Annotated in this window: 12 protein-coding genes and 1 pseudogene; 5 read left to right on the plus strand and 8 right to left on the minus strand. The window is 66.8% G+C overall.

All coding sequences use genetic code 11. The annotated features are described in order from the left end of the window. Positions 1-28: 28 nt before the first annotated feature. The 4 genes and pseudogenes from Q0Z83_RS43755 to Q0Z83_RS43765 all read left to right on the plus strand — a co-directional run. Positions 29-1,123 (plus strand): ParA family protein, encoded by a 1,095-nt coding sequence (locus tag Q0Z83_RS43755; protein WP_317789376.1) that lies wholly within the window; start codon positions 29-31, stop codon positions 1,121-1,123. Further along, entirely contained in the window at positions 1,120-2,214 is a 1,095-nt protein-coding gene (locus Q0Z83_RS43760) for a ParB/RepB/Spo0J family partition protein (RefSeq protein WP_317789377.1), read from the plus strand. The genes Q0Z83_RS43755 and Q0Z83_RS43760 overlap by 4 nt, the downstream gene beginning before the upstream one ends. A 3,478-nt stretch (positions 2,215-5,692) precedes the next feature. Beyond that, positions 5,693-6,049: a hypothetical protein gene (locus Q0Z83_RS55985; protein ID WP_396349877.1), complete on the plus strand. Its 357-nt coding sequence runs from the start codon at positions 5,693-5,695 to the stop codon at positions 6,047-6,049. A gap of 4,081 nt (positions 6,050-10,130) precedes the next feature. Continuing rightward, positions 10,131-10,793: pseudogene (locus tag Q0Z83_RS43765) on the plus strand (hypothetical protein); the annotation flags it as partial. A gap of 402 nt (positions 10,794-11,195) precedes the next feature. Here the strand turns inward: Q0Z83_RS43765 and Q0Z83_RS43770 are convergent. Then, positions 11,196-12,158, minus strand: a complete 963-nt coding sequence (locus Q0Z83_RS43770; protein ID WP_378078386.1) for a D-alanine--D-alanine ligase family protein — start codon at positions 12,156-12,158, stop codon at positions 11,196-11,198. 8 nt (positions 12,159-12,166) lie between these two features. Beyond that, positions 12,167-13,480, minus strand: a complete 1,314-nt coding sequence (locus Q0Z83_RS43775; protein WP_317789381.1) for an aminotransferase-like domain-containing protein — start codon at positions 13,478-13,480, stop codon at positions 12,167-12,169. A 152-nt stretch (positions 13,481-13,632) separates the two neighbouring features. On the opposite strand from Q0Z83_RS43775, the gene Q0Z83_RS43780 reads away from it, so the two are divergent. After that, positions 13,633-14,295 (plus strand): GNAT family N-acetyltransferase, encoded by a 663-nt coding sequence (locus tag Q0Z83_RS43780; RefSeq protein ID WP_317789382.1) that lies wholly within the window; start codon positions 13,633-13,635, stop codon positions 14,293-14,295. Here the strand turns inward: Q0Z83_RS43780 and Q0Z83_RS43785 are convergent. The 6 genes from Q0Z83_RS43785 to Q0Z83_RS43810 form a co-directional block, all read right to left on the minus strand. Further along, positions 14,292-15,443 (minus strand): N-acetylmuramoyl-L-alanine amidase, encoded by a 1,152-nt coding sequence (locus tag Q0Z83_RS43785; protein WP_317789384.1) that lies wholly within the window; start codon positions 15,441-15,443, stop codon positions 14,292-14,294. The two genes, Q0Z83_RS43780 and Q0Z83_RS43785, sit on opposite strands and share 4 nt — an antisense overlap. A gap of 89 nt (positions 15,444-15,532) precedes the next feature. Beyond that, positions 15,533-15,856 (minus strand): thioredoxin, encoded by a 324-nt coding sequence (gene trxA / locus Q0Z83_RS43790; RefSeq protein WP_317789386.1) that lies wholly within the window; start codon positions 15,854-15,856, stop codon positions 15,533-15,535. A gap of 16 nt (positions 15,857-15,872) precedes the next feature. Then, the gene (trxB, locus tag Q0Z83_RS43795; protein ID WP_317789387.1) at positions 15,873-16,832 is read right to left on the minus strand and encodes a thioredoxin-disulfide reductase; all 960 of its coding nucleotides are present in this window, start codon (positions 16,830-16,832) and stop codon (positions 15,873-15,875) included. A 124-nt stretch (positions 16,833-16,956) separates the two neighbouring features. Then, entirely contained in the window at positions 16,957-17,841 is an 885-nt protein-coding gene (locus tag Q0Z83_RS43800; protein WP_317789389.1) for a hypothetical protein, read from the minus strand. Then, entirely contained in the window at positions 17,838-18,509 is a 672-nt protein-coding gene (sigM, locus tag Q0Z83_RS43805) for an RNA polymerase sigma factor SigM (protein ID WP_317789390.1), read from the minus strand. Before sigM ends, Q0Z83_RS43800 begins: the two co-directional genes overlap by 4 nt. A gap of 30 nt (positions 18,510-18,539) precedes the next feature. After that, the gene (locus Q0Z83_RS43810) at positions 18,540-20,132 is read right to left on the minus strand and encodes a protein kinase family protein (RefSeq protein WP_378078394.1); all 1,593 of its coding nucleotides are present in this window, start codon (positions 20,130-20,132) and stop codon (positions 18,540-18,542) included. Positions 20,133-20,179 lie beyond the last annotated feature (47 nt).

Below are 20,179 nucleotides of genomic sequence, written 5' to 3' on the forward strand. Positions count from 1 at the left end.
CCCCTTCCTAGCCATCAGGGATGAAGCGGTGCATGAGTACGGTGTTTCACGTGAAACCGAGTCGCCTCTCGACAGGCCGTCGGGAGTGAGCGTGGGCGGGCCGCACGTTGGCGACGTTCCGCAGCCTCGACTCGCTTATGAATACGGCGCGCCCATGCCGAGCCAGGGCGCTGTTTCGTCGAGCGCTCCTTCTTCAGGGGCGCCGGTTCAGTCGACCGAGCATGTTTCACGTGAAACGCCAGCGGCGGATGAGGACGATCCGCCCCTTGCTATGGAAGCGTTGCGAGCTGTGCAGATCCTCAACCCGAGCGGCGAGATCATCATGCCGCGCCCAGACCACCCGCGGGTGATTTGCGTCGCCAACCAGAAGGGCGGCGTCGGGAAGACGACCACGACGGTCAACCTCGCTGTGGCGCTCGCGCTCCACGGCAACCGTGTGCTGGTGGTTGACCTGGACCCGCAGGGCAATGCGTCCACCGGCCTGAATGTGCCGCACCACGCCGGCGTGCCGGACGTCTACGACTGCCTCATCGACAACGTGCCGCTGGCCGAGGTCGCGCAGCCGGTCGAGGGCATTCCGAACCTGTTCTGCGTGCCGGCAACGATCGACCTGGCCGGTGCGGAGATCGAGCTCGTCTCGGTGGTGGCCCGTGAATCACGGCTGGCCCGAGCGATCGCCGGCCACCCGGAGAAGTTCGACTACGTCTTCATCGACTGCCCGCCGTCGCTGGGGCTGCTGACCGTCAACGCCCTGTGCGCGGCGCAGGAGGTGCTGATACCGATTCAGTGCGAGTACTACGCGCTGGAAGGTCTCAATCAGCTGATCAACAACATCAACCTGGTGCGTCAGCACCTCAATCCCACCCTCGATGTCTCTACGATCTTGCTGACGATGTACGACAGGCGTACGCGTCTGGCAGATGCGGTGGAACAGGACGTGCGGAATCACTTCGGTGCAAAGGTGCTGAACGCGGTGATCCCCCGAAACGTGCGTGTATCGGAGGCTCCCAGCTACGGGCAGTCGGTGATGACCTACGATCCGGGTTCACGAGGAGCCACCAGCTACTTCGAGGCTGCCCTGGAACTCGCCGTTCGTGGGGTCAATACGGGAGGCACGGCATGAAGAACCGGCGGGGTGGCCTGGGCCGCGGCCTGGGCGCACTGATCCCGACGGCGCCCGCCGGTGAAGCGGCGGCTCCGGTCGAGGTGCTGCCGGATCCGGATCCTGTCGCGTCGTCGCCGTCTGTCTCGTCGGCGCCAACCCCCGGGCCTGCTGCTACCGGGCCGGCCATTTCGGTGCCCGTGCAGCCGGACGCTGCTTCGTCGAACTCGGACGGGGCATCCTCTGAGCCGGACCTTGCGCCGGTTCCTGGTGCCCGGTTTGCCGAGCTGCCGGTTTCGGTGATCGAGCCGAACGCCAAGCAGCCGCGGCACGTGTTCGACGAAGAGGCCCTTGAGGAGCTCAAGACCTCGATTCAGGAGGTCGGATTCCTCCAGCCGATCGTCGTGCGTGAGCTTGGCGACGGCCGCTATGAGTTGGTCATGGGTGAGCGCCGGTGGCGTGCGGCCCAGGCTGTGGGGCGCGAGACCATCCCGGCGATCGTCCGGGACACTCCCGATGACGCGATGCTCCGGGATGCTCTGCTCGAGAACATCCATCGCGCCAATCTGAACCCGCTTGAAGAGGCGGCTGCCTATCAGCAGTTGCTTGAAGAGTTCGGGGCCACGCACGAGGAGTTGGCCCGGCGGATCGGACGTAGCCGGCCGCAGATCTCCAACACGATCCGGTTGATGAACCTGCCTGCTGCTGTGCAGCGACGGGTTGCCGCCGGGATCCTGTCGGCGGGGCATGCTCGGGCGTTGCTGGGGCTTGATAACAGTGCGGCTCAGGATGCGCTTGCCGAGCGGATCGTTCGGGAAGGGCTTTCGGTTCGGGCTACCGAGGAGATCGTGCATCTCGCGGCGTCCGAGGAGCCGACGGCTAAGAAGGCTGCGCCGAGTCGGCGGGCCAAGGTCCACGCGCCGGCCTTGAACGATCTGGCTGAGCGGCTGTCCGATCGGTTCGACACTCGGGTGAAGGTCGACATCGGACGGAACAAGGGAAAGATCACGATAGAGTTCGCGACCGTTGATGACCTTGAGCGGATCGTGGGCATGATCGGGGTTGAGGAAGAGGGCGCGGTCCGGGACGGCAGCGAGCCGTCGGAGGATTGAGCTTCTTGTAGAGCTTGATGTGGGGCGCGTGAGGGATCACGCGCCTCTTTTTGTGCTTCTCTTGGGGCTCGGGGACAACGGGATGTAGTTCGCGTTTTGAAGTGGCGGTTTGGCGCCGGGGGCCGATCGCGAAATCTCAGGAGAATCGTTCTGACAGAACCGGGTTGACCGTGTTCTGGGGACCGTGATCGGTTGGGCGCTTGCCTCGCGGTGACGAAAACGAATCGTTCTTGCGTTTGGATCTTCGGCTTGCTGTGTCTGAGTGCGGTTGGTCTTCGGAGTTTTCGGTCGTGCCCGACCCCCCGCGGTGGTGTTGCCCGCGACCCGTGTTCCTGTATGTGTCCGCTGGTTTGCCGGGTGGTCCTTGGCGGTGGCGCCGCGGTGCGTTACTTCGCGTGAAGTCTTCCTGTATCGGCTTCCACTCCACACTCCGTACCCCTTCCTCTTGTCTTCGTCTTCCTCTCGCGACGATCTCGCTTGCTCGGGTGTTGAATTCGATCTTGAGGCAGTGGCGCGTCTCTCGGAGAGTGGCAGGCTGGCCAGTGGATCGGTGTATAGAAGCGGTGCAATCGCGGTCAGCATGTGCCGCACTTTCGGTGAGCGCGCCTCGTTCCTGGGCCTGTCTAGGCTCGATCTGAGCCATGCCCTCGGCCTTGCGCGCCTTTTGCGATCTGGTGATGCTAGTTCGGCGCTCGATAAGGCCGTCCGCGCTTCTGGAGGCGTGGCGGACTTTCACCCGTCGCTTGGCCCCCTCTAGCGCCTGTCACAGATCATCTCGTGGCCGGTTGCGCGTCAGCGTTCCTCTGAACTTTGCCGCCGCAGACATGTCGCTGAAAGCACCGCACGACCGAGCTTGCCGGACTTTGGCCTAGGTGAATGTGGCCAACGACGGCTCGGCCAGGGGCACCTCGCCCACAGGTTCGCAGATGCGTTGGTCTCACTGTGCGGTGCCGCTTTGTCTGATGCTCGTAACTAGTTGTCTGTCTGTCTGGGGGCTCGCCACCCAGATTGGCTCCGGCCTAGCCGGCGTGTCTGTCTCTTGGTCTCTCTGCCTGCCTGTTGCCCGTTACTGGCCGCCTATTCTCTGGACGTTGACTTGCCACTTCGGCTGTTTGGCTGCTCGCGCCTGCCGATGATCGAATTCGCTGCATGGGCGGCCAGCCGATTTGGTCTCGGCTAGCACACGGCACCTTCAGCCTCCACGTCACTGTTTCACTCCTGTGATCATCGCCGGGGTGGTGCGCGAGATCTTCGCGGAGGCCTGCGACGGTCCGAGGGCGTGGAGGCGGCCACCAAGATGGGTTAAGGCTGCCCGGCGTTAGGGCTGAGGCCGGCCTTAATGATGCTCGGCCTGGGTACCAACCGAGGTCCGTTCTGTTGTGTGGCGCTGCTTCGTGTACGGGTTGAGCTCTGTGAGGTACGCGCGGTTGGCTCTGTTTTTGGTGGGAGGTCTTCCGTGGGTCGCAGTTGACTTTGGCGGGTGCGCCGAAGCAGAGATCCGGTGCGCGTGGATAGGCTCCTCCGGCCGCGCCTTGACTCCCCCTCAAGGCGACGTGGCGAGGTTTCGGATGACGCTATGAGGGCCGGTCGGCCCTGGAATCCGCGTCGGCTTTTGGGGAGTGGTTTCACGTGAAACGACGATGCGGGGAACCTCCGCCGGGGCGCGGAGCCGGTCTTCGGTCGTCCGGCCCGCTTACTGGGATGACGTTGAGGGCGGCGGAGGCCGTCTGGAGTGCGCATCGGAGCTTGCCTGAGACCGGTACGAGCATCATCATCATCGTCAGCCGAGCCGAGCCGAGCCGAGCCGAGCCGAGCCGAGCCGAGCCGAGCCGAGCCGAGCCGAGCCGAGCCGAGCCGAGCCGAGCCGAGCCGAGCCGAGCCGAGCCGAGCCGAGCCGAGCCGAGCCGAGCCGAGCCGAGCCGAGCCGAGCCGAGCCGAGCCGAGCCGAGCCGAGCCGAGCCGAGCCGAGCCGAGCCGAGCCGAGCCGAGCCGAGCCGAGCCGAGCCGAGCCGAGCCGAGCCGAGCCGAGCCGAGCCGAGCCGAGCCGAGCCGAGCCGGAAGTCTTGCCGGCGGCGGGCCTTGGAAGATGACCGGTAGGGGCGCTACGAGCGGGAGGCTTGTGTATCCAACCGGACGAGATCTGGGACTGGTGCCAGCGACATACCTGGCCTGGATGGCGTACCGCCGTCTCGGACTGGCTTTCTGGCCTGGTTCAGTGAGGCGCCGATGCCGACTTTGGGGCACCTCTAGGAAGGGCTTCATTTCGATCGCCTATGGGGAGTGCGGTCTCATCGCCGGTCTGCGCCCTGTCTTCGGCCTTATCTGGGACCGCCAAATCAAGGCATCGGAACGATGGAAGTTGCCGTGGTCTTGGTCGCGGAAGCGGGAAACGACCTCAAGCCAGCGGGTATGGACATGGCAAGCCATGGCGTTTTCGTTCGCAGAGTCGGGCTTTCGCGATAGAGCACCGCGAGCGGAATGTGCCATGAGGCCGGTCGGTGCGTACCGGATATAGGCGCCACGAGATGCTCAAGTGGAGCGTGCGACTTCTATCGTCTGGGCGGAAATAGACAGAGTTCGCGCAACACGGCCGGTTTCACGTGAAACATCGCCAGCTACTTGCTGGAGTGAACCGTCCTCTTGCATGATGACTGCGGCCCGTGTCAGCAACTGGCTGTTCAGTCACGCCGACGAGGTATGCCCTGCCTCGTGCTTGCTGGAATGAATTTTTCGAGCCACTGGCCATCTACTTCGACCGCAGTACCTCCGGGCAGTCGGATGTGGGTTGTACGCACCTGGCGGCGAGGCGCTACCTCAGGTAGGGGGTCTGTCCGTGAGAGCACTGCTTGGCAGTGGATGCTAGGCCGGGGAGATGGCATGCGATGGCTGCCGATGTGTGTTCGTGTTCCCAACCTCTTAGTGCCGGCGGGAGCCAGCGACGTCACACCCGGTCGCTGATTTCCTTTACGTGGAGCGGGCCAGTGATGAGGTGCCTCAGCGGTTCTGGGTACGCCGGGCTGGTGCCTTCCAATCACGCCTTCCAGTTGGCTAGCTGACTTAATGCCTCAGCTCCGCGAAGACCAACCCCTGCAGTCGGATGCCGGTTTTTCCTGAGGTTGACCGATCGGTTGGAGAGGTGTGGCTGTCAGCGATTGAAGATCCCTATCCCGACACGGCTTGTGGAAGCCGGGAAGCCACAAATCTTTGGATGGGAACCGGGTTTGTCGTGCCGGTCGTCCCGGTCGTGCCGGCTGAAACAAGCCGTCCGTCGAAGCTGGGCCGCCTGGGCGACGGTAAGCCGCTTCCTCGGTGTTGGCCAGCAGTAAGTGGAGTCTGATCACAAAGCCGAGCAACTCCCGCGCTGTCGCCGAGGGCCGATCTCGTGGCCCATCTCGGCTAGGTGTGCAGTGAGGGGGTCGGTGCGGAAACTATTATCCGCCCCGTTTCACGTGAAACAGCCGTGTGGGAGATTTGCCCGGTGCCCGGTGCCCGGTGCCCGGTGCCCGGTGCCCGGTGCCCGGTGCCCGGTGCCCGGTGCCCGGTGCCCGGTGCCCGGTGCCCGGTGCCCGGTGCCCGGTGCCCGGTGCCCGGTGCCCGGTGCCCGGTGCCCGGTGCCCGGTGCCCGGTGCCCGGTGCCCGGTGCCCGGTGCCCGGTGCCCGGTGCCCGGTGCCCGGTGCCCGGTGCCCGGTGCCCGGTGCCCGGTGCCCGGTGCCCGGTGCCCGGTGCCCGGTGCCCGGTGCCCGGTGCCCGGTGTTTCACGTGAAACGCCGGATGGGCGGCCAGACTTCTGATTGGAGCGATCGAATTTCTCGCTCGATGCTTCGAACGTGTTGATGCGTTTAGCCGACACCCTTTGGGCGAAGTCTCGGGTGGGCCCGGTGGACAGTGTTCAGTGGGCGCCCATGGACTTGCTTGGATCAGAAAGGCGATCAGAGGAAGTCGGGGCAGCGTTGGTGAACCCAGAGTAGGGCTTGACCGGCTGCGCCTGGACCGAAGTCTTCGGGCTGCTGGGCTCTCACCGGACTAAGAGCGGGTGGCTAGCTTCGGGGGCGCTTGGGGGCGGGATTGCTCTGGGTGTCGTCGTGACGTTGAGGGTCGAGCTGGCCGGGATCGGTCAATGACTTAGTCGACGAGTCAGGAAACGAGGCAGTCGCATCGAATTCGGCGGTCGTTCGCCTGCGAGTTAGGAAACGAGGTAGCCGCATGGAACCGGGCGGCCGTTCGTCTGCGAGTTAGCCGGCCCTGATGGTCGAAGATTGCCACCGCGCCGCACTTTGTCTGAGCGGAGGTGGTGGCGAGCCGAGGCCTGCAGGTCGGATGACTGGATGGCGGCTGCGAATTGATTAACGGCTTAGAGGGAGCGGTTGTCGGCTGGCTGCTTGCGGGCGAGTGGCGGAAACCGCAAGGACGTTCTTAAGTCAGACGACGAGTCGGATGCATGGGGCTGCGGTGGGGGCGGTGGTTCTCGATCCTGGATCAGACTGCTGGCGGCACTCTCGTGTAACGCTGGTATACGGCCAGCGGTCATCGCGTTCGCCTTCTGCGGGTATGAAGCGGAGCGGTGTGACCGGTGTGGAACTGGATCTCCGCTTCAATGGCTCCGAGGTGAGAGTGTGGCCTTCGACCTCGAGTCTGATCAGAGGATCCGATGGATCCTGGTCAGAGACCCGCAAACTGCGAACGGTCAGCTACATAAGCCCTGTCTTTGATCGACGCTGCAACGGGTTGAATCGCGAGGTTCTTGCTTTGGCGGGCTGCTGCGGAAGCGACGACTGGATGGAGACCGGTTAGTAGCCGGAGTTCTGGGGCTCTGCGGCTGGCACAAAAAGTAGCGAACGGCTGGCGAGTGATCCGGTCCGTGACCAACAGAGCTCCACTCAACGGGCCGGTGTTGGACCCCTCGGGTCGAGGGTCTGGTGAATGGCGAATCTGATCTGAGGTCGATTCGATGGTTGGCCGGGCGCGTAGAGGACTACCGGATGAGGGCGTCGGGGTCTGCGATGGAAGCTCCTTGAACGTGGTCCCCAGCGGCCGGGATCTGGTGCTGGCACCAACGAGGTGATCTAGGTAGGCCGTATCTGGCAGTGCGACATCGGGGTTTCTGCGCCAGCCTTCTTGGGCGGGTGTCCCTGAGCCGGTCGTTGCCGAGTATCCGGAAGGGCACGGGTTTGCGCATCTTGGAGACCAAGGTGGACCGCGGAGACGTGGCAACAGAGGTGGCGCCTTGCTGAAAACGGTGCGGGAAGGCACGCGATCTCGCCGGCTTCGGAGAGTCCGTAGAACGGTGTCCTCTGACATGGCATCGGGGTGATCGATGGGGTAGCGGGAGGCGTCCGCATCGCCGACGCGGGCTTTACGTGTTCCTAGAGACGTCATGAAGGCACTGGGATGCGTCTTGGGAAAGGTTGCTGTGCCTGACTGGTGATCGAACCGCGTATGGCACTGGTGTCGATCAACAGTGCTCATTTGAGCCTGAAGCGATGCTCGATCTGGGTGATCCGAGGGTTGGCGTAGTGGAGGCTCAGACGGGATAGGGCTCTGCCGCACGACTGGGTGCTCCGACGTCCGATCAAGCTGTGCCGAGTCACGCCGCTAGCGTGCTTGCCTTGCTTCGGCCATTGCCGGCGGGAAGTGGCGAAGAGGAGATTGCGAGAGGCGTGAATGCTTCTGACGGATGGTCGCCGAAGGTCATGGTGGCTGGGATTGAGGCGCCCATGCCGGCTTGCCGGCTGAAGTCAGGCGGGCGGCCGGGGAAGTCGCTCGGCGGGCGGAAGTGTCACACGGATACGGCAGCCGGAGTCGCACGGCTGGTAACACCTGGAGTTGCACGGCGGGTGGTAACCGAGTTCTGTGGCGGGTGGGGCAGCTGGGTCGTCACGGTGGGAGGCAGCGGAGTTCCATGGCGGGTGATGTCCCGCAGGGGCTGCCGGACGGAGTCCATGATGGGTGATGGGTGGAGTCCATGGCGGGTGATGACGACCGAGTTCGCGGCGCGTGGCAGTTGAGTATTTGTGAGTCCTCCGGGATCAGGTCGCTGGCGAATCGGTTGAGTGACGAATCGAAAGTGTTCCGGTGGCTTGTTGATCGGAGCCTCGTATCTAACGGAAGCCGGGGGCATGTGTGCCGGACTTCCAGGCCGAGCGAGAGGAAGCAGTACGAGTGAAGGCGCGGCGAGGTTCTGACCGTCGTTGATCTCCGGGAGCTGCGGGCGGTGATCTGGGGTGGCATTCTCGAATCGTTGGCATCGCGGTGAAACCTTCTGCGGGAAGCCGGGTGCTTCATTCGGGCTGAGATGAGTGCTTAGCGAGGAGACCCAGATCTGGTTAGGGGTGCCTGGCTGGGTGACAAGTTGTCGGCGCCTGCCGGACCAGGTTGCTGGCGGCTCCGCCGGTTAGGTTCGGGCTTGAGATTGCATGCCGCTGTGGCCGTTGACGAAGGCGCAGGGCTACAACCGGTGGAGAAACCAGGTGACGGTTGGGGACCGGCACTGTGGGCGTTTGCCCCGCCTTGTGGTAGCCGGCGGCTGAGCAGGTGCGCAAAGTAGTTCCATGAGGGCCATGCCGCGATTGGCTGATCAGACTTCTTGAGGGTGGGCTGCCTCCGGTGGGAGAAGCGCTGCCTGAATGGCCGGCTAGAGGTCGGTGGGATGGCGTGGGTTACCGCGGCTCGATCAGTGCGGGATGGCGACCTGGCGGTCAAGATGGGTGACGGGTGTCCGCGCCAGCATGGGATGACCGGGAACGGATGTGGGCCAGCCCAGCCGTCGCTGTCTTGAATACGGGCGGGCAAGGATGCGCGAGACAGCGGTCAGTCGGCTGCCGTCAACGTTGACCTCTGAAGCCTGCCTTGGCGCTTGAGCGACACGCCAAGAGAGCGAACGCCATGTTGGCGAGCGAGTAGCTTTCACATGTGGTGAGGCAGAGACTTGATGCGCAGCCATCCTTAGCGGAGTCCGGTGGACTCAGGACGGCGCGGCACGGTCCATGCGGCTTGGGATTCGAGACCGTCGTGGAACGGTGGGTATCCAGGCAGTCCGAGATTCGGTAGGTCCGTGACGGTCGGAATCCGGAACGGGGCAATGCCTACTCAGGACGGATTCCGGTCCCTAGAGGGGTCTGGGTCGAACCGTTTCGAGGCAGGAGCATTTTGGGTTCCGGGGCGCTTCCGGGTGGCGAGCGGTTCCACGTGTGGCGCGTTCCGCGGTTGCGGGGTTCCCGGTTCAGAGCGGTCAAGACTTGGGCGATCTGAAGTGAGGGCTACTCACCGCCGTGGGCGGGTAAGGCGGGTTCACTGCAGATCGGCGGCGTCGGCCCTTGCGCCACTGCACGTGCTGGCGCAGCTCGCTGAGGAAGCCGAAGTCCATCGGTCCAGAGCAGGTCGGCGGGCCACGGCGGATCGGTGGGCCACGGCGGACCGGCGGGCCACGGCGGACCGGCGGGCCACGGCGGACCGGCAGGGCACGGCGGATCGGCGGGCTAGGGCGGATGGGTGGCTGTCCGTTTGGGGTTCTGGGGTTTTCCGGGCCGGGTGATCTTTACGTTCGGGTGGGTGCCTTGTGGGCTGCCCGTGGAGGATGCGGCCGGCCCTCCGATTGCTCCGGGATGAGGCCCGAGACATGCGTGAGTGCCACTATCCACAACCTGTGTGTTGTGCCTGTTGATTCTGGGGCTGCTGGTGTTTCACGTGAAACGACGCCGATGTTGTGTAGGTCGTCCACGGCTCTATCCACAGGGTGCGCAAGCGTTCTACGTCGTGTTTCACGTGAAACGGGGGTGCCTGTGGATAACTCCTGTGGATAACTTGGGGACGGGTGTGTGGAAGGACTCATTTTCATCGTCGTCGACATGGGGAGAGTCCCTCCGTCGTGCGAAATTGACCCGGGACAGCCCCTCCTGGCCTGGGCTAAGGTCACGTCGTGTCTGAGAACACCTCCTCCCTTCCTGACTTCACACGGTGGCCGTCGTTCCCCTTCGAGGGTGATATGCGGGTCAAGAAACTCGCGCCGCCGGTGGAGGTGGAGCCGCCTCGGAGCGGGGAGGACGGCTCTGAGTGTGTGGCCTGCGGGACGCCAGATGACTCGTACATCTGGGTCAGTGAGAGATGGCGCGTGCGTGCCATGGATCGGCCGACCGGGTTGCCGATGGTCTTGATTCTGGAATGCCGTTCGCACCTGGACCTCGGCGACCTGCCCAATCTGCTGGCGGCTGAGTTGGGCGTCATGACGGTTCGGCTCGAGCGGGCGATCCGGTCGCTCGACGGGGTGGCGCGGGTTCACGTGAATCGTTGGGGGGACGGTTCGGCGCACCTGCACATGTGGTTCCTGGCTCGGCCCTATGGGCGGCTTCAGTTGCGGGGCACCTTCCTGTCTCTCTGGGATGACATTCTGCCGGTGATACCCGAGTCGCAGTGGCGGGAGAACCTGGCTCTCGTCGCGGCCTGGCTGGCTGATTTCGGCGGGCAGGCCAACACCGAACCGGCGCACATCGAATGGGAGTCGCCGGCCACGATCAACGTGCCGACCAGCATGGACCCGGATGCGGATGGAGGCCGTCGACCCGCGACTCTGGGCGACGTCGAGGCGTCCGAGTCCTAGAAAATTCGGCGGTACGGCGGTACGGCGGTACGGCGGTACGGCGGTACGGCGGTACGGCGGTACGGCGGTACGGCGGTACGGCGGTACGGCGGTACGGCGGTACGGCGGTACGGCGGTACGGCGGTACGGCGGTACGGCGGTACGGCGGCGGATGAAGATGTCCCGGGACGACCCTACGGAGCGAACCGCGGCGGGGTCTTGGGGCGGAGCGGCTGCGGCGCCTGTGGTTCGGCGACCAAGCGGCGTATGCGGGAAAGCGGGGACGCGACCCCGCTGAAGGTCGGTTCCGGAGCGACACGAAAGCAGACAGGCCCGGCGGACGACCGCCGGGCCTGTTCACGTGAAACCTTGAACCGTTAAGCCTTGAACCGTGAAGCCTTGAATCGTTCAGTGCACCCGCCGAGACGCCGCCCGCTCCACCAACGCACTGAGCACGACCCCCAGATCCACCCCGGCCGCCTGTACGGCCAACGGCAGCAACGAAGTCTCGGTCAGCCCCGGCGACACGTTGCAACCCAGCACGTGCGGCTCACCGTCCGTAGACACGATCACGTCTATGCGGGACAGGTCGCGCAGACCCAGGGCCTTGTACGCGGCGATCGCCGTCTCCGAGACCCGCGAAGCGACCGCCTCCGGCAGGCGGGCCGGCACGTGCCAGGTGGTCAGACCGGCCGTGTACCGGGCCGCGTAGTCATACACCCCGTCCCGCGGAACGATCTCCACGATCGGCAGCGGTGACGGCCCGGCACCCTGGTCGACGATCGAGACGGCCACGTTGGTCCCGGTCACATACTGCTCGACGAGTGCCGTCGAGTCGTACGCGAAACAGCCCACCATCGCAGCCGGAAGATCGCCGGCCTCGCGGACCACGGCGGCGCCGAGCCCGGACCCACCCTGTGCCGGCTTCACCATGAGCGGCAGCCCCAGCCGCTCGACGATCCGGTCCAGAACGGCGACGGCGCCGAGCTCGGAGAACCGGTCGTGCGGCAACGCCACCCAGTCCGGGGTGGGAATCCCGGCCTCCCGCAGCATGGACTTGGCCGACGGCTTGTCCCAGGCGAGCCGGGCCGCCTGAGCATCAGCGCCGACGTAGGGCACCCCGCACAGGTCGAGGACCCCACGCAGCGACCCGTCCTCGCCGGTGGCGCCGTGCAGGGCGATGACCACCGCATCCGGCGGATCGGCCTGTAGGGCGGGCAGCAGGGACACGTCGGCGTCGTGCAGTTCGGCGGTCAGGCCGACGGACCGGAGCGCGTCGAGCACCCGGCGACCGGACCGCAGGGACACGTCCCGTTCATAGGACAGCCCGCCGGCCAGGACCAGAACTCGCAAGTCGTCACGCGTACCCATGCCTGTGATCATGCCAAGTCGGGCCCGGGCGCATCCGCGGCGGCCGGGCCACGACGGCGCTGATGTCCCGGCTGAAGGCCGGCCTCGCCGAAGACGGCGCGCATGGCCAGCTCCTGCTGCATCACTCCGGACAGCCGCCGCACGCCTTCACGCAGCCGCTCCGGGGCCGAGAAGCTGAAGTTGAGCCGCATGTTGCCCCGGCCGGTCCCATCGGCATAGAAGCCCGTTCCGGGCACGTAGGCGACCCGCGCGGCGATCGCCCGCGGCATCATCGCCTTCGAGTCGAGGCCTTCGGGCAGGGTCGCCCAGACGAACAGGCCGCCGGTCGGCCGGGTCCACGTGGTGCCGGCCGGCATCAGGTCTTCCAGGGCGCTGAGCAGTGCGTCCCGCCGCTCGCGGTAGATCTCCCGGTAGACCTTGATCTGTTCCTGCCACGGCATGGTCGTCAGGTAGCGGGTGACGGCGCCCTGAGCGAACGCGCTCGGGCACAGCACGTTGGCCTCGCTCATCATGACCAGCTTCTCCCGTACGGCGTGCGGCGCGAGGACCCAGCCGACCCGCAGGCCCGGCGCGAAGGTCTTGGAGAAGGTCGAGCAGTAGAAGACCCCTTCGCGGCGGCGGGCCCGCAGCGGCAGCGGGGCGTCACCCTCGAAGGACAACATTCCGTACGGGTCGTCCTCCACCACCAGCAGCCCGGCCCGCTCGCAGATGTCGAGGATCTGCTCGCGCCGCGCCTCCGAAAGGGTGACACCGGCCGGATTCTGGAAGGTGGGGATCGTGTACAGGAACTTCGCTCGCCTCCCTTCCCTCGCGGTGGCCCGGATCGCCTCCTCGAGTGCTGCCGGGAGGAGGCCTTCGTCGTCCATGGCCACGTGCCGGACCTGTGCCTGGGCGGCCTGGAACACGCCGAGTGCGCCGACATAGGTCGGCCCCTCGGCGAGCACCACGTCGCCCGGGTCCAGGAAGAGGCGGGCCAGGAGGTCGAGGGCCTGCTGTCCACCGACGGTGACCACCACGTCGTCGGGGGACGCGTTCGTGATGCCGGACAGCGACATCACCTCGCAGATCTGTTCCCGCAGCTCGATGGTGCCCTGGCCGATGCCGTACTGAAGGCTGGTGGCGCCCTGCTGGGAGGCCAGGTCGCCGAGCATCTCACCGACCGCGTCCAGGGGGAGCGCGGCGATGTACGGCGAACCGCCGGCCAGCGACACCACCTCCGGTCGGCTGGCGACGGAGAAGAGGGCCCGGATCTCCGACGTGGTCATCCCGCGCACCCGTCGCGCGTACCGATCGGTGTAATCGTCCTGAGTTGTACCGGTCATGCGAATCACCCCTTGAATATGAGACTGAAAGCGATCCTAATGCCGCCCGGCACTTGCCCGACCTGCTCCCGTTCATGGTGGTTCCGACGTAGGATTCGGCGGGGGCGCGGCGGCGTCCGGTCCATGCCCGTGCGAATGCAAGGGGTCGGCTCATGTCGCGACGCCTGGTCAATCTGACCCTCGACACGCTCGAGGATCTGCCCCGGCCCTGCCGGCAGTGTGTCTACTGGGAGCTTGATCCGGTCTCCGCGGAACGGGCCTGCGCCACCGGTGACCCGGGCCTGGAAAAGGAAGCCTGGGTCTCGCAGACGCTGCTGGAGTGGGGCTCGTGCGGCAAACTCGCGTATGTCGACGGGATGCCGGCCGGCTTCGTGATGTATGCGCCGCCCGCCTATGTTCCTCGGGGCATGGCGTTCCCGACGTCTCCGGTGAGTGCCGACGCCGCCCTACTGACCACGGCCAAGGTGGTGCCCGCCTTCGCCGGTGGCGGCCTGGGCCGGATGCTGGTCCAGGGGGTGGCCCGTGATCTCACCAAGCGTGGGGTGAAGGCGGTCGAGGCCTTCGGTGACGCCAAGCCCGATGAGAGCAGCGAGGAGTCGGCCTGTATCGCGCCTGTCGACTTCTTCCTGTCGGTGGGCTTCAAGACGGTCCGCCCGCATCCCCGTTATCCGCGGCTGCGGCTGGAGTTGCGGACGGCCCTGTCCTGGAAGTCCGACGTGGAGTACGCGTTGGAGAAGCTGCTCGGCTCGATGAGCCCGGAGACCCTGCTGCGCCCGGTCCGCCCGGTGACAGCGACGAGGTCGGCGGAGAATTAGCCCTTGTCGGCCAACGCGAGGCGCAGCTGGCGGACGTCGATCGAGCCGGTGGGGACGTCCCGCTCCACCGGGAAATACATCCGCTGTACCGCGGCGAGCAGTGCCTCGACGATCTGCTCCCGGAACAGCGGGTCGATCAACCGCTCACGGTCAACCGGCGAGGTCAGATAGCCGAGGTCGACACGCACCGTCGGCATCCGGGTCAGTCGGAGCAGATCCCAGGTCTTGGCATGGGTACGGCAATCGTGCATCCCGGTCCGCACGACGATCTCCCGCTGCACCAGATTGGCCAGCCGCTCGCCGACCGTCGAGCTGAGACCGGTCCCGGTGCCGTAGTGGTAGGACGCCACGCCCTCGGCCGCCTCGGAGTCGTGCCCGTCGAGGTGCAGCGAGATCAACAGATCCGCGCCGAGCGTGTTTGCCAGGGCGGCCCGCTCGGCACCGCTCATCGGGGCGGCCGGTGACGGGCCACGGGTCAGATGCACCCGCATGCCGGCCGCGGAGAGCCGGCCCTCCAGCCGGGACGCCAGGTCGAAGACGAGGTCGGCCTCGTTCCACCGGAGCGGGCCGTCCGGCACCACCACACCCGTGTCGTCACCGCCACCGTGGCCGGGGTCGATCACGATCGTCTTGCCGACCAGGTTGGGACCGGACTGGCGAAACGCCTCGGCCTCACGCAGCCACTGCGGGCGGCCGCCGACGACCTTGCGGCCTAGCCGGCGTAGCGCCTTCATGGTCTGCGGGCCGCAGGAGCCGTCCTGGACGAGCCCGACCTCGCGCTGGAACTGGGCGACCGCACGAGCCGTCCGGGCGCCGTAGACGGCGTCCGGGCGACCGGTGTCATAACCCATCTCCAGCAGGCGCTCCTGAAGGGCGCGGACGTCCTCGCCGACCAGGGCGTCGGGAACGGAGTGGAAGAGGGCCCGGGAGCCGAGCCGCCAGCGGGCCGCGTCGAGGGCGCCCCACGTCTCGTCGCCGACCAAACCGTCGACGCCGAGCCCACGGCTCTGCTGGAAGGCCCGCACCGCGGTCTCCAGCGCCTCGTCGAAAACGTCGGGGTCAGCCTCGGCCAGCAGCTCCAGGCCGACCAGGATCGACCGGATCTCGGAAACTGCCACGCCGGTGTCTCCGCGTCGGATGGACCGCACTCACGACTCCCTAGGGCGAGAAAGGACGACCTTCGCGAGAGTACGCCCCGCGACCCAACCGGGGCGCGGGGCGTTCACAAGAGAGGGTTCTACAGCGCCGTCTCGATGAAGTTGACCAGGAAACTCTTCGGCTTCGCCCCGGTCACCGAGTTGAACGGCTCGCCGTCCTTGAAGATGGTCAGCGTGGGCACGGTCATCACGCCGTACGCCATCGCGGTCTCCGGGTTCTCCTCGATGTTGACCTTGACGATCTCGACCTGGTCACCCATCTCGTTGGCGATCTCCGCGAGCAGCGGGTCGACCTTCTTGCAGGGCACGCACCACTCCGCCCAGAAGTCGACGAGCACCGGCTTGCCGGATTTCAGCACGTCACTGGCGAAGGTGGCGTCGGTGACCACCTTGGTTGCTCCCACAAGGACCTCCCGGGTCTTACAGCTCTACGAATGAAGCGATGAAGCGCTCGGCGTCCAGCGCCGCGGCACAGCCGGTGCCGGAGGCTGTGATGGCCTGCCGGTAGGTGTGGTCGACCAGGTCACCGGCGGCGAACACGCCGGAGATGTTGGTCCGGGTGCTCGGCGAGTCGACCTTCACGTAGCCCTCGTCGTCGAGCTCGATCTGGCCCTTGAAGAGCTCGCTGCGCGGGTCGTGGCCGATCGCCACGAAGACGCCGGTGACGTCGAGGACCTTGGTCTCGCCCGAGTTGACGTCGCGGAGACGGGCGCCGACGACCTTGCCGTCGGTGCCGAGGATCTCCTCGACCACCGAGTTCCACTCGATCTTGATCTTCGGGTTGTCCAGCGCCCGCTTCTGCATGACCTTGCTGGCCCGGAAGCTGTCCCGGCGGTGCACGATCGTGACGGTCTCGGCGAACCGGGTGAGGAAGGTGGCTTCCTCCATCGCCGAGTCACCGCCGCCGACGACGATGATGTGCTGGTTACGGAAGAAGAACCCGTCACAGGTGGCACATGACGACACGCCGTGGCCGAGCAGCTCCTGCTCGCCGGGAACGCCGATCGGGCGCCAGGCCGAGCCGGTCGCCAGGATCACCGCGCGGGCGAAGAACTGCTGCTCACCGACCCACACCGTCTTCAGGCCCTCGGTGCCGGCCTCGGTCGGCTTGTCGGTCAGCTCGACCCGGGTGACGTCGTCGGTCAGGAACTCGGCGCCGAACTTCTCCGCCTGGGCCCGCATGTTGTCCATCAGCTCGGGACCCATGATCCCGTCGCGGTGGCCCGGGAAGTTCTCCACCTCGGTGGTGGTCATCAGGGCACCACCGGAGTTCACACCCTCGATCACCAGAGGCTTGAGGTTGGCCCGGGCCGCATACAACGCCGCGGTGTAGCCCGACGGTCCGGAACCGATGATGATCAGATTGCGGACCTCGTCCACTGCCGACTCCTCAGTCTGTTTCGCCGCACGCTTAACATCGGCGACTCTGCACGCTAGAACGTCTTGCCAGGCATCCGCCATTCCCCGGGCATGGCTGGTGTCCGACCTCACGCGGGGATTCCCGTCAGCGTACCGGCACGCGCTCCAGCTCGTCCGCGCCAGCACCTGGCGTGCCGCACTGCGGGCCCACCGCCCACACCCAGGTGCCATCGGCCGCGGCGAATCGGACGATGAGCGCGGGCCTGCCGTTGAACCGCGCATAATCCATGAACTCCACCGAGATCAACGCGCCGCCGTTGACGCGGGTGATCTCCTGGATGCAGGCGGCGGTCGCGTCCGGCATGTTCAGCCGGTCCAGTGCCGCGCCGCCGATCCCCTCGCCGGCGTAGACCTGTGCGGAGGAGTCGGTCGAGCCGGTCGCGCGCAGTTGCGTCGTGCCGGCCTGGGCCAGCGTGCTCTCGGTGTAGTCGGTGTCGCTGCGGAGCACTTCACCGCCGACGGTCGACTTGTCGGACATCGGAGCATTCTCGGCAGAAGCCATACCGGCCGCGGTATCCGCCGCATCCGGCGACGTGAGCAGCGCGTTGACTCCGAAACCGGCGAACGCGACAGCTGCCGCGGCCACCGTCACGGGCGCGACCCACCGTCGCCGGCGCCGGGCCTTATCAAGATCAACAACCTTTGCCGGTACGGCTACCACCGGCCCTGATTCACCTGAGGCGGGTGCCGGCTCAGCCGAGGGCGGAGCGGCGTCACGGAACATCGTGTCCAGCCGGGCCGCCAGATCGTCGGGCATCGGCTCCGGCTCCAGCTCCCGCAGCACCGCGCCGACCGCGATCATCCCCGGCTCCAGCGCCTCGTAGGCGGCCCGCCAGGTCTCGTCCGTGGCGAGCAGACCGGCCACCCGCTCCTGCTCCGGCGTGCCGTCCAGAGCGCCACCGACATAGTCGGCGAGCAGGTCGACGTCGACCCCCTCGAACTCGGCCCACTCGAACTCGGTGCCGGTCACCGCGGCTCCCTCCGTTCGACTCCGGTCGGCAGCGGACTCGCCGCTTCCGACCTGGATGGGACGGTCCCGCCGCCGTTCTGGTTCCCCCGCAGATATCCGAGGGTCATCGCCATCCTGGCGCGGCCGCGGGCACATCGGCTCTTGATGGTGCCCTCCGCCACACCGAGCATCTCGGCCGCCTCGGCCACGCCGTAGCCCTGCACGTCCACCAGCACGATCGCGGCCCGCTGCTCGAACGGCAGGGCGGCCAGCGCATCCCGCACGACGAGCACGGTGTCCTGGTCAGCGGCGGGCGCGACCGGCTCGGGCCCGGTGGGACGGTCGTCGTCACGGGATCCGTCCGGCAGCGGCACGGTGGGGTGGGCCTGTCGGCGGCGCATCCGGTCCAGGCAGGCGTTCACCACGATGCGGTGCAGCCACGTCGTGACGGCCGCCTCGCCCCGGAACTTGGCCGCGTTGCGATGCGCGTTCAGCAGAGCGTCCTGAACGGCGTCAGCGGCCTCCTCGCGGTCGCCGACAGTACGCAGGGCGACCGCCCACAGCCGGTCCCGATGGCGGCGCACCAGCTCGGCGAACGCCTCCGGATCACCGTCGACGTGGGCACGGATCAGATCGGCGTCGCTCGGCGTGTCACCGAGGCCGCCGGGTGATACGCCCCGGAACGTCACGCCAGCAATCTAGTGCACAGATGCAGCCGATCAGTAGCCGGACAGCGCGATCTCGCTGACGCTGATCTGGAACCGGTCGCCGTCCTCGGCGCGCGGCAGCTCGGTGAGGAAGACCAGCACGTACTGGTATTTCTCGTTCGGATCGAAGCCGCTGAAGTACACCTTCGTGCCGGACGCCTTCTCCGGTTTCTCGTCGCTGAGCGACTTGAAGTTCTTCACGACCTTGTCGTCGCCGCTGCTGCTGTCACCCGGGTCGCTGGTACCGGTGCGCACGTCGATCGTGGCGCCCGGCGCAGAGGTCGTGACCTGCACCTCGGACAGAGCGCGTTTCTCGCCCAGGTTGATCAGGATGCCCATGCCGGGCTTCAGCCCGCCGAACGGCGCGGAGTTGTACTTCGAGGTCTCCCAGACCGTGCTGGGATCGCCGTCGACGGTGTATTTCGCCTGTTCACCGTCGAGTCGCTGACCGTCGGGCGGGTCGACCATACGCACCATGTCGGCGGTGAGTTTGATCTTCTGCGGCTCGGGGGCGGGCTGCTGGGCGCTGTTGTCGCCGTCACCGGTCGGCTGGGTGACCGGTGCGTTGTTCGCCTCGGTCGACTTGCCGGTGTTGTTGATCGCGCGGATGCCGAAGACCAGGCCGATGATCGCGATGACGATCAGCGCGCCCACCCCGACCAGGATCTTCGGGGCGCTGCGCACCTGCTCGCCGGACGAGGACGAGCCGCCGCTCTGCACGAAGCGGAGCGGGCCGACATCCTCGAACTCCTCGTCCTCGGCGGCGGCGTCCAGTCGGCCCAACTCGGCGGTGAGCGCGTCCGATGCCGGCGCGGCGACCCGGCGGTCCAGCAGGTCCATCGTGAGGTCGTCGAGATACGCCGGAATGCCGGCGCGGATCTGGCGCGGGGCGGCCGGGTTGCCGGCGCTGTCCCGGTTGGCGTCGGGCAGCGCGGAGCGGCCCACCTCGGTGTGCGGCCAGTGGCCGGTGAGCGCGAAGTAGAGGATGCCGCCGACCGCCCGTACGTCGGACTCGTTGCTGTCCGCGGCGTCGGCCCGTGCGTCGGCCAGGACCACCCGGCCGTCGTCGGCGATCAGCGTGCTGCCGGGATGCACGTTGCCGTGCACCATGCCGGTGGCGTGCACCGCGGTCAGAGCATCGGCCACCGAGTGCGCGATCGCGATCGCCCGAGCCGGGTCGAGCGGACCCTCGGCGGCGATCAGGTCACGCAGCGACTCGCCGTCGACCCACTCGCGGACCACGTAGGCCCGCTCCTGCTCGTCGATCGCGTCGTAGACACCGACCAGATTGGGGTGGATCACGCGGCTCGCGGCGACCGCGGCCTGGAGCATCTCGACAGCGGAGTCACCACCCGGATACCTGAGCACCATGGCGACCGGGCGTCGGAGGATCACGTCGGTACCGCGCCACACCTGCCGGCCGGCACTGTCGTTGTTGACGTGCTCTTCCAGTTGGTAGCGCTCGGCCAGAACCTCACCGGCGGTGGGGGCACCGAAGGTCAAGACCGGTCCGGCCTCGTCGGCCGCGGTCTCGTGGCCTTCGCCGACCTGGGTCACCAGTCCTCCCTCGGTGGTGCATTCCTCGGTGCCGAATTCCCCGGGCAGCCTCTCAGCGCTCGGGACAGCGGGATCCCGCACATGCCGCCCCCGAC

Origin of the sequence: Actinoplanes sichuanensis, assembly GCF_033097365.1 — a bacterium.
GTDB lineage: Bacteria > Actinomycetota > Actinomycetes > Mycobacteriales > Micromonosporaceae > Actinoplanes > Actinoplanes sichuanensis.

Coding starts and splice junctions, on each gene's coding strand:
- Q0Z83_RS43780 (WP_317789382.1), top strand. CDS start 13,633: ATGTCGCGACGCCTGGTCAATCTGACCCTCGACACGCTCGAGGATCTG.
- Q0Z83_RS43770 (WP_378078386.1), bottom strand. CDS start 12,158: ATGGGTACGCGTGACGACTTGCGAGTTCTGGTCCTGGCCGGCGGGCTG.
- Q0Z83_RS43760 (WP_317789377.1), top strand. CDS start 1,120: ATGAAGAACCGGCGGGGTGGCCTGGGCCGCGGCCTGGGCGCACTGATC.
- Q0Z83_RS43775 (WP_317789381.1), bottom strand. CDS start 13,480: ATGACCGGTACAACTCAGGACGATTACACCGATCGGTACGCGCGACGG.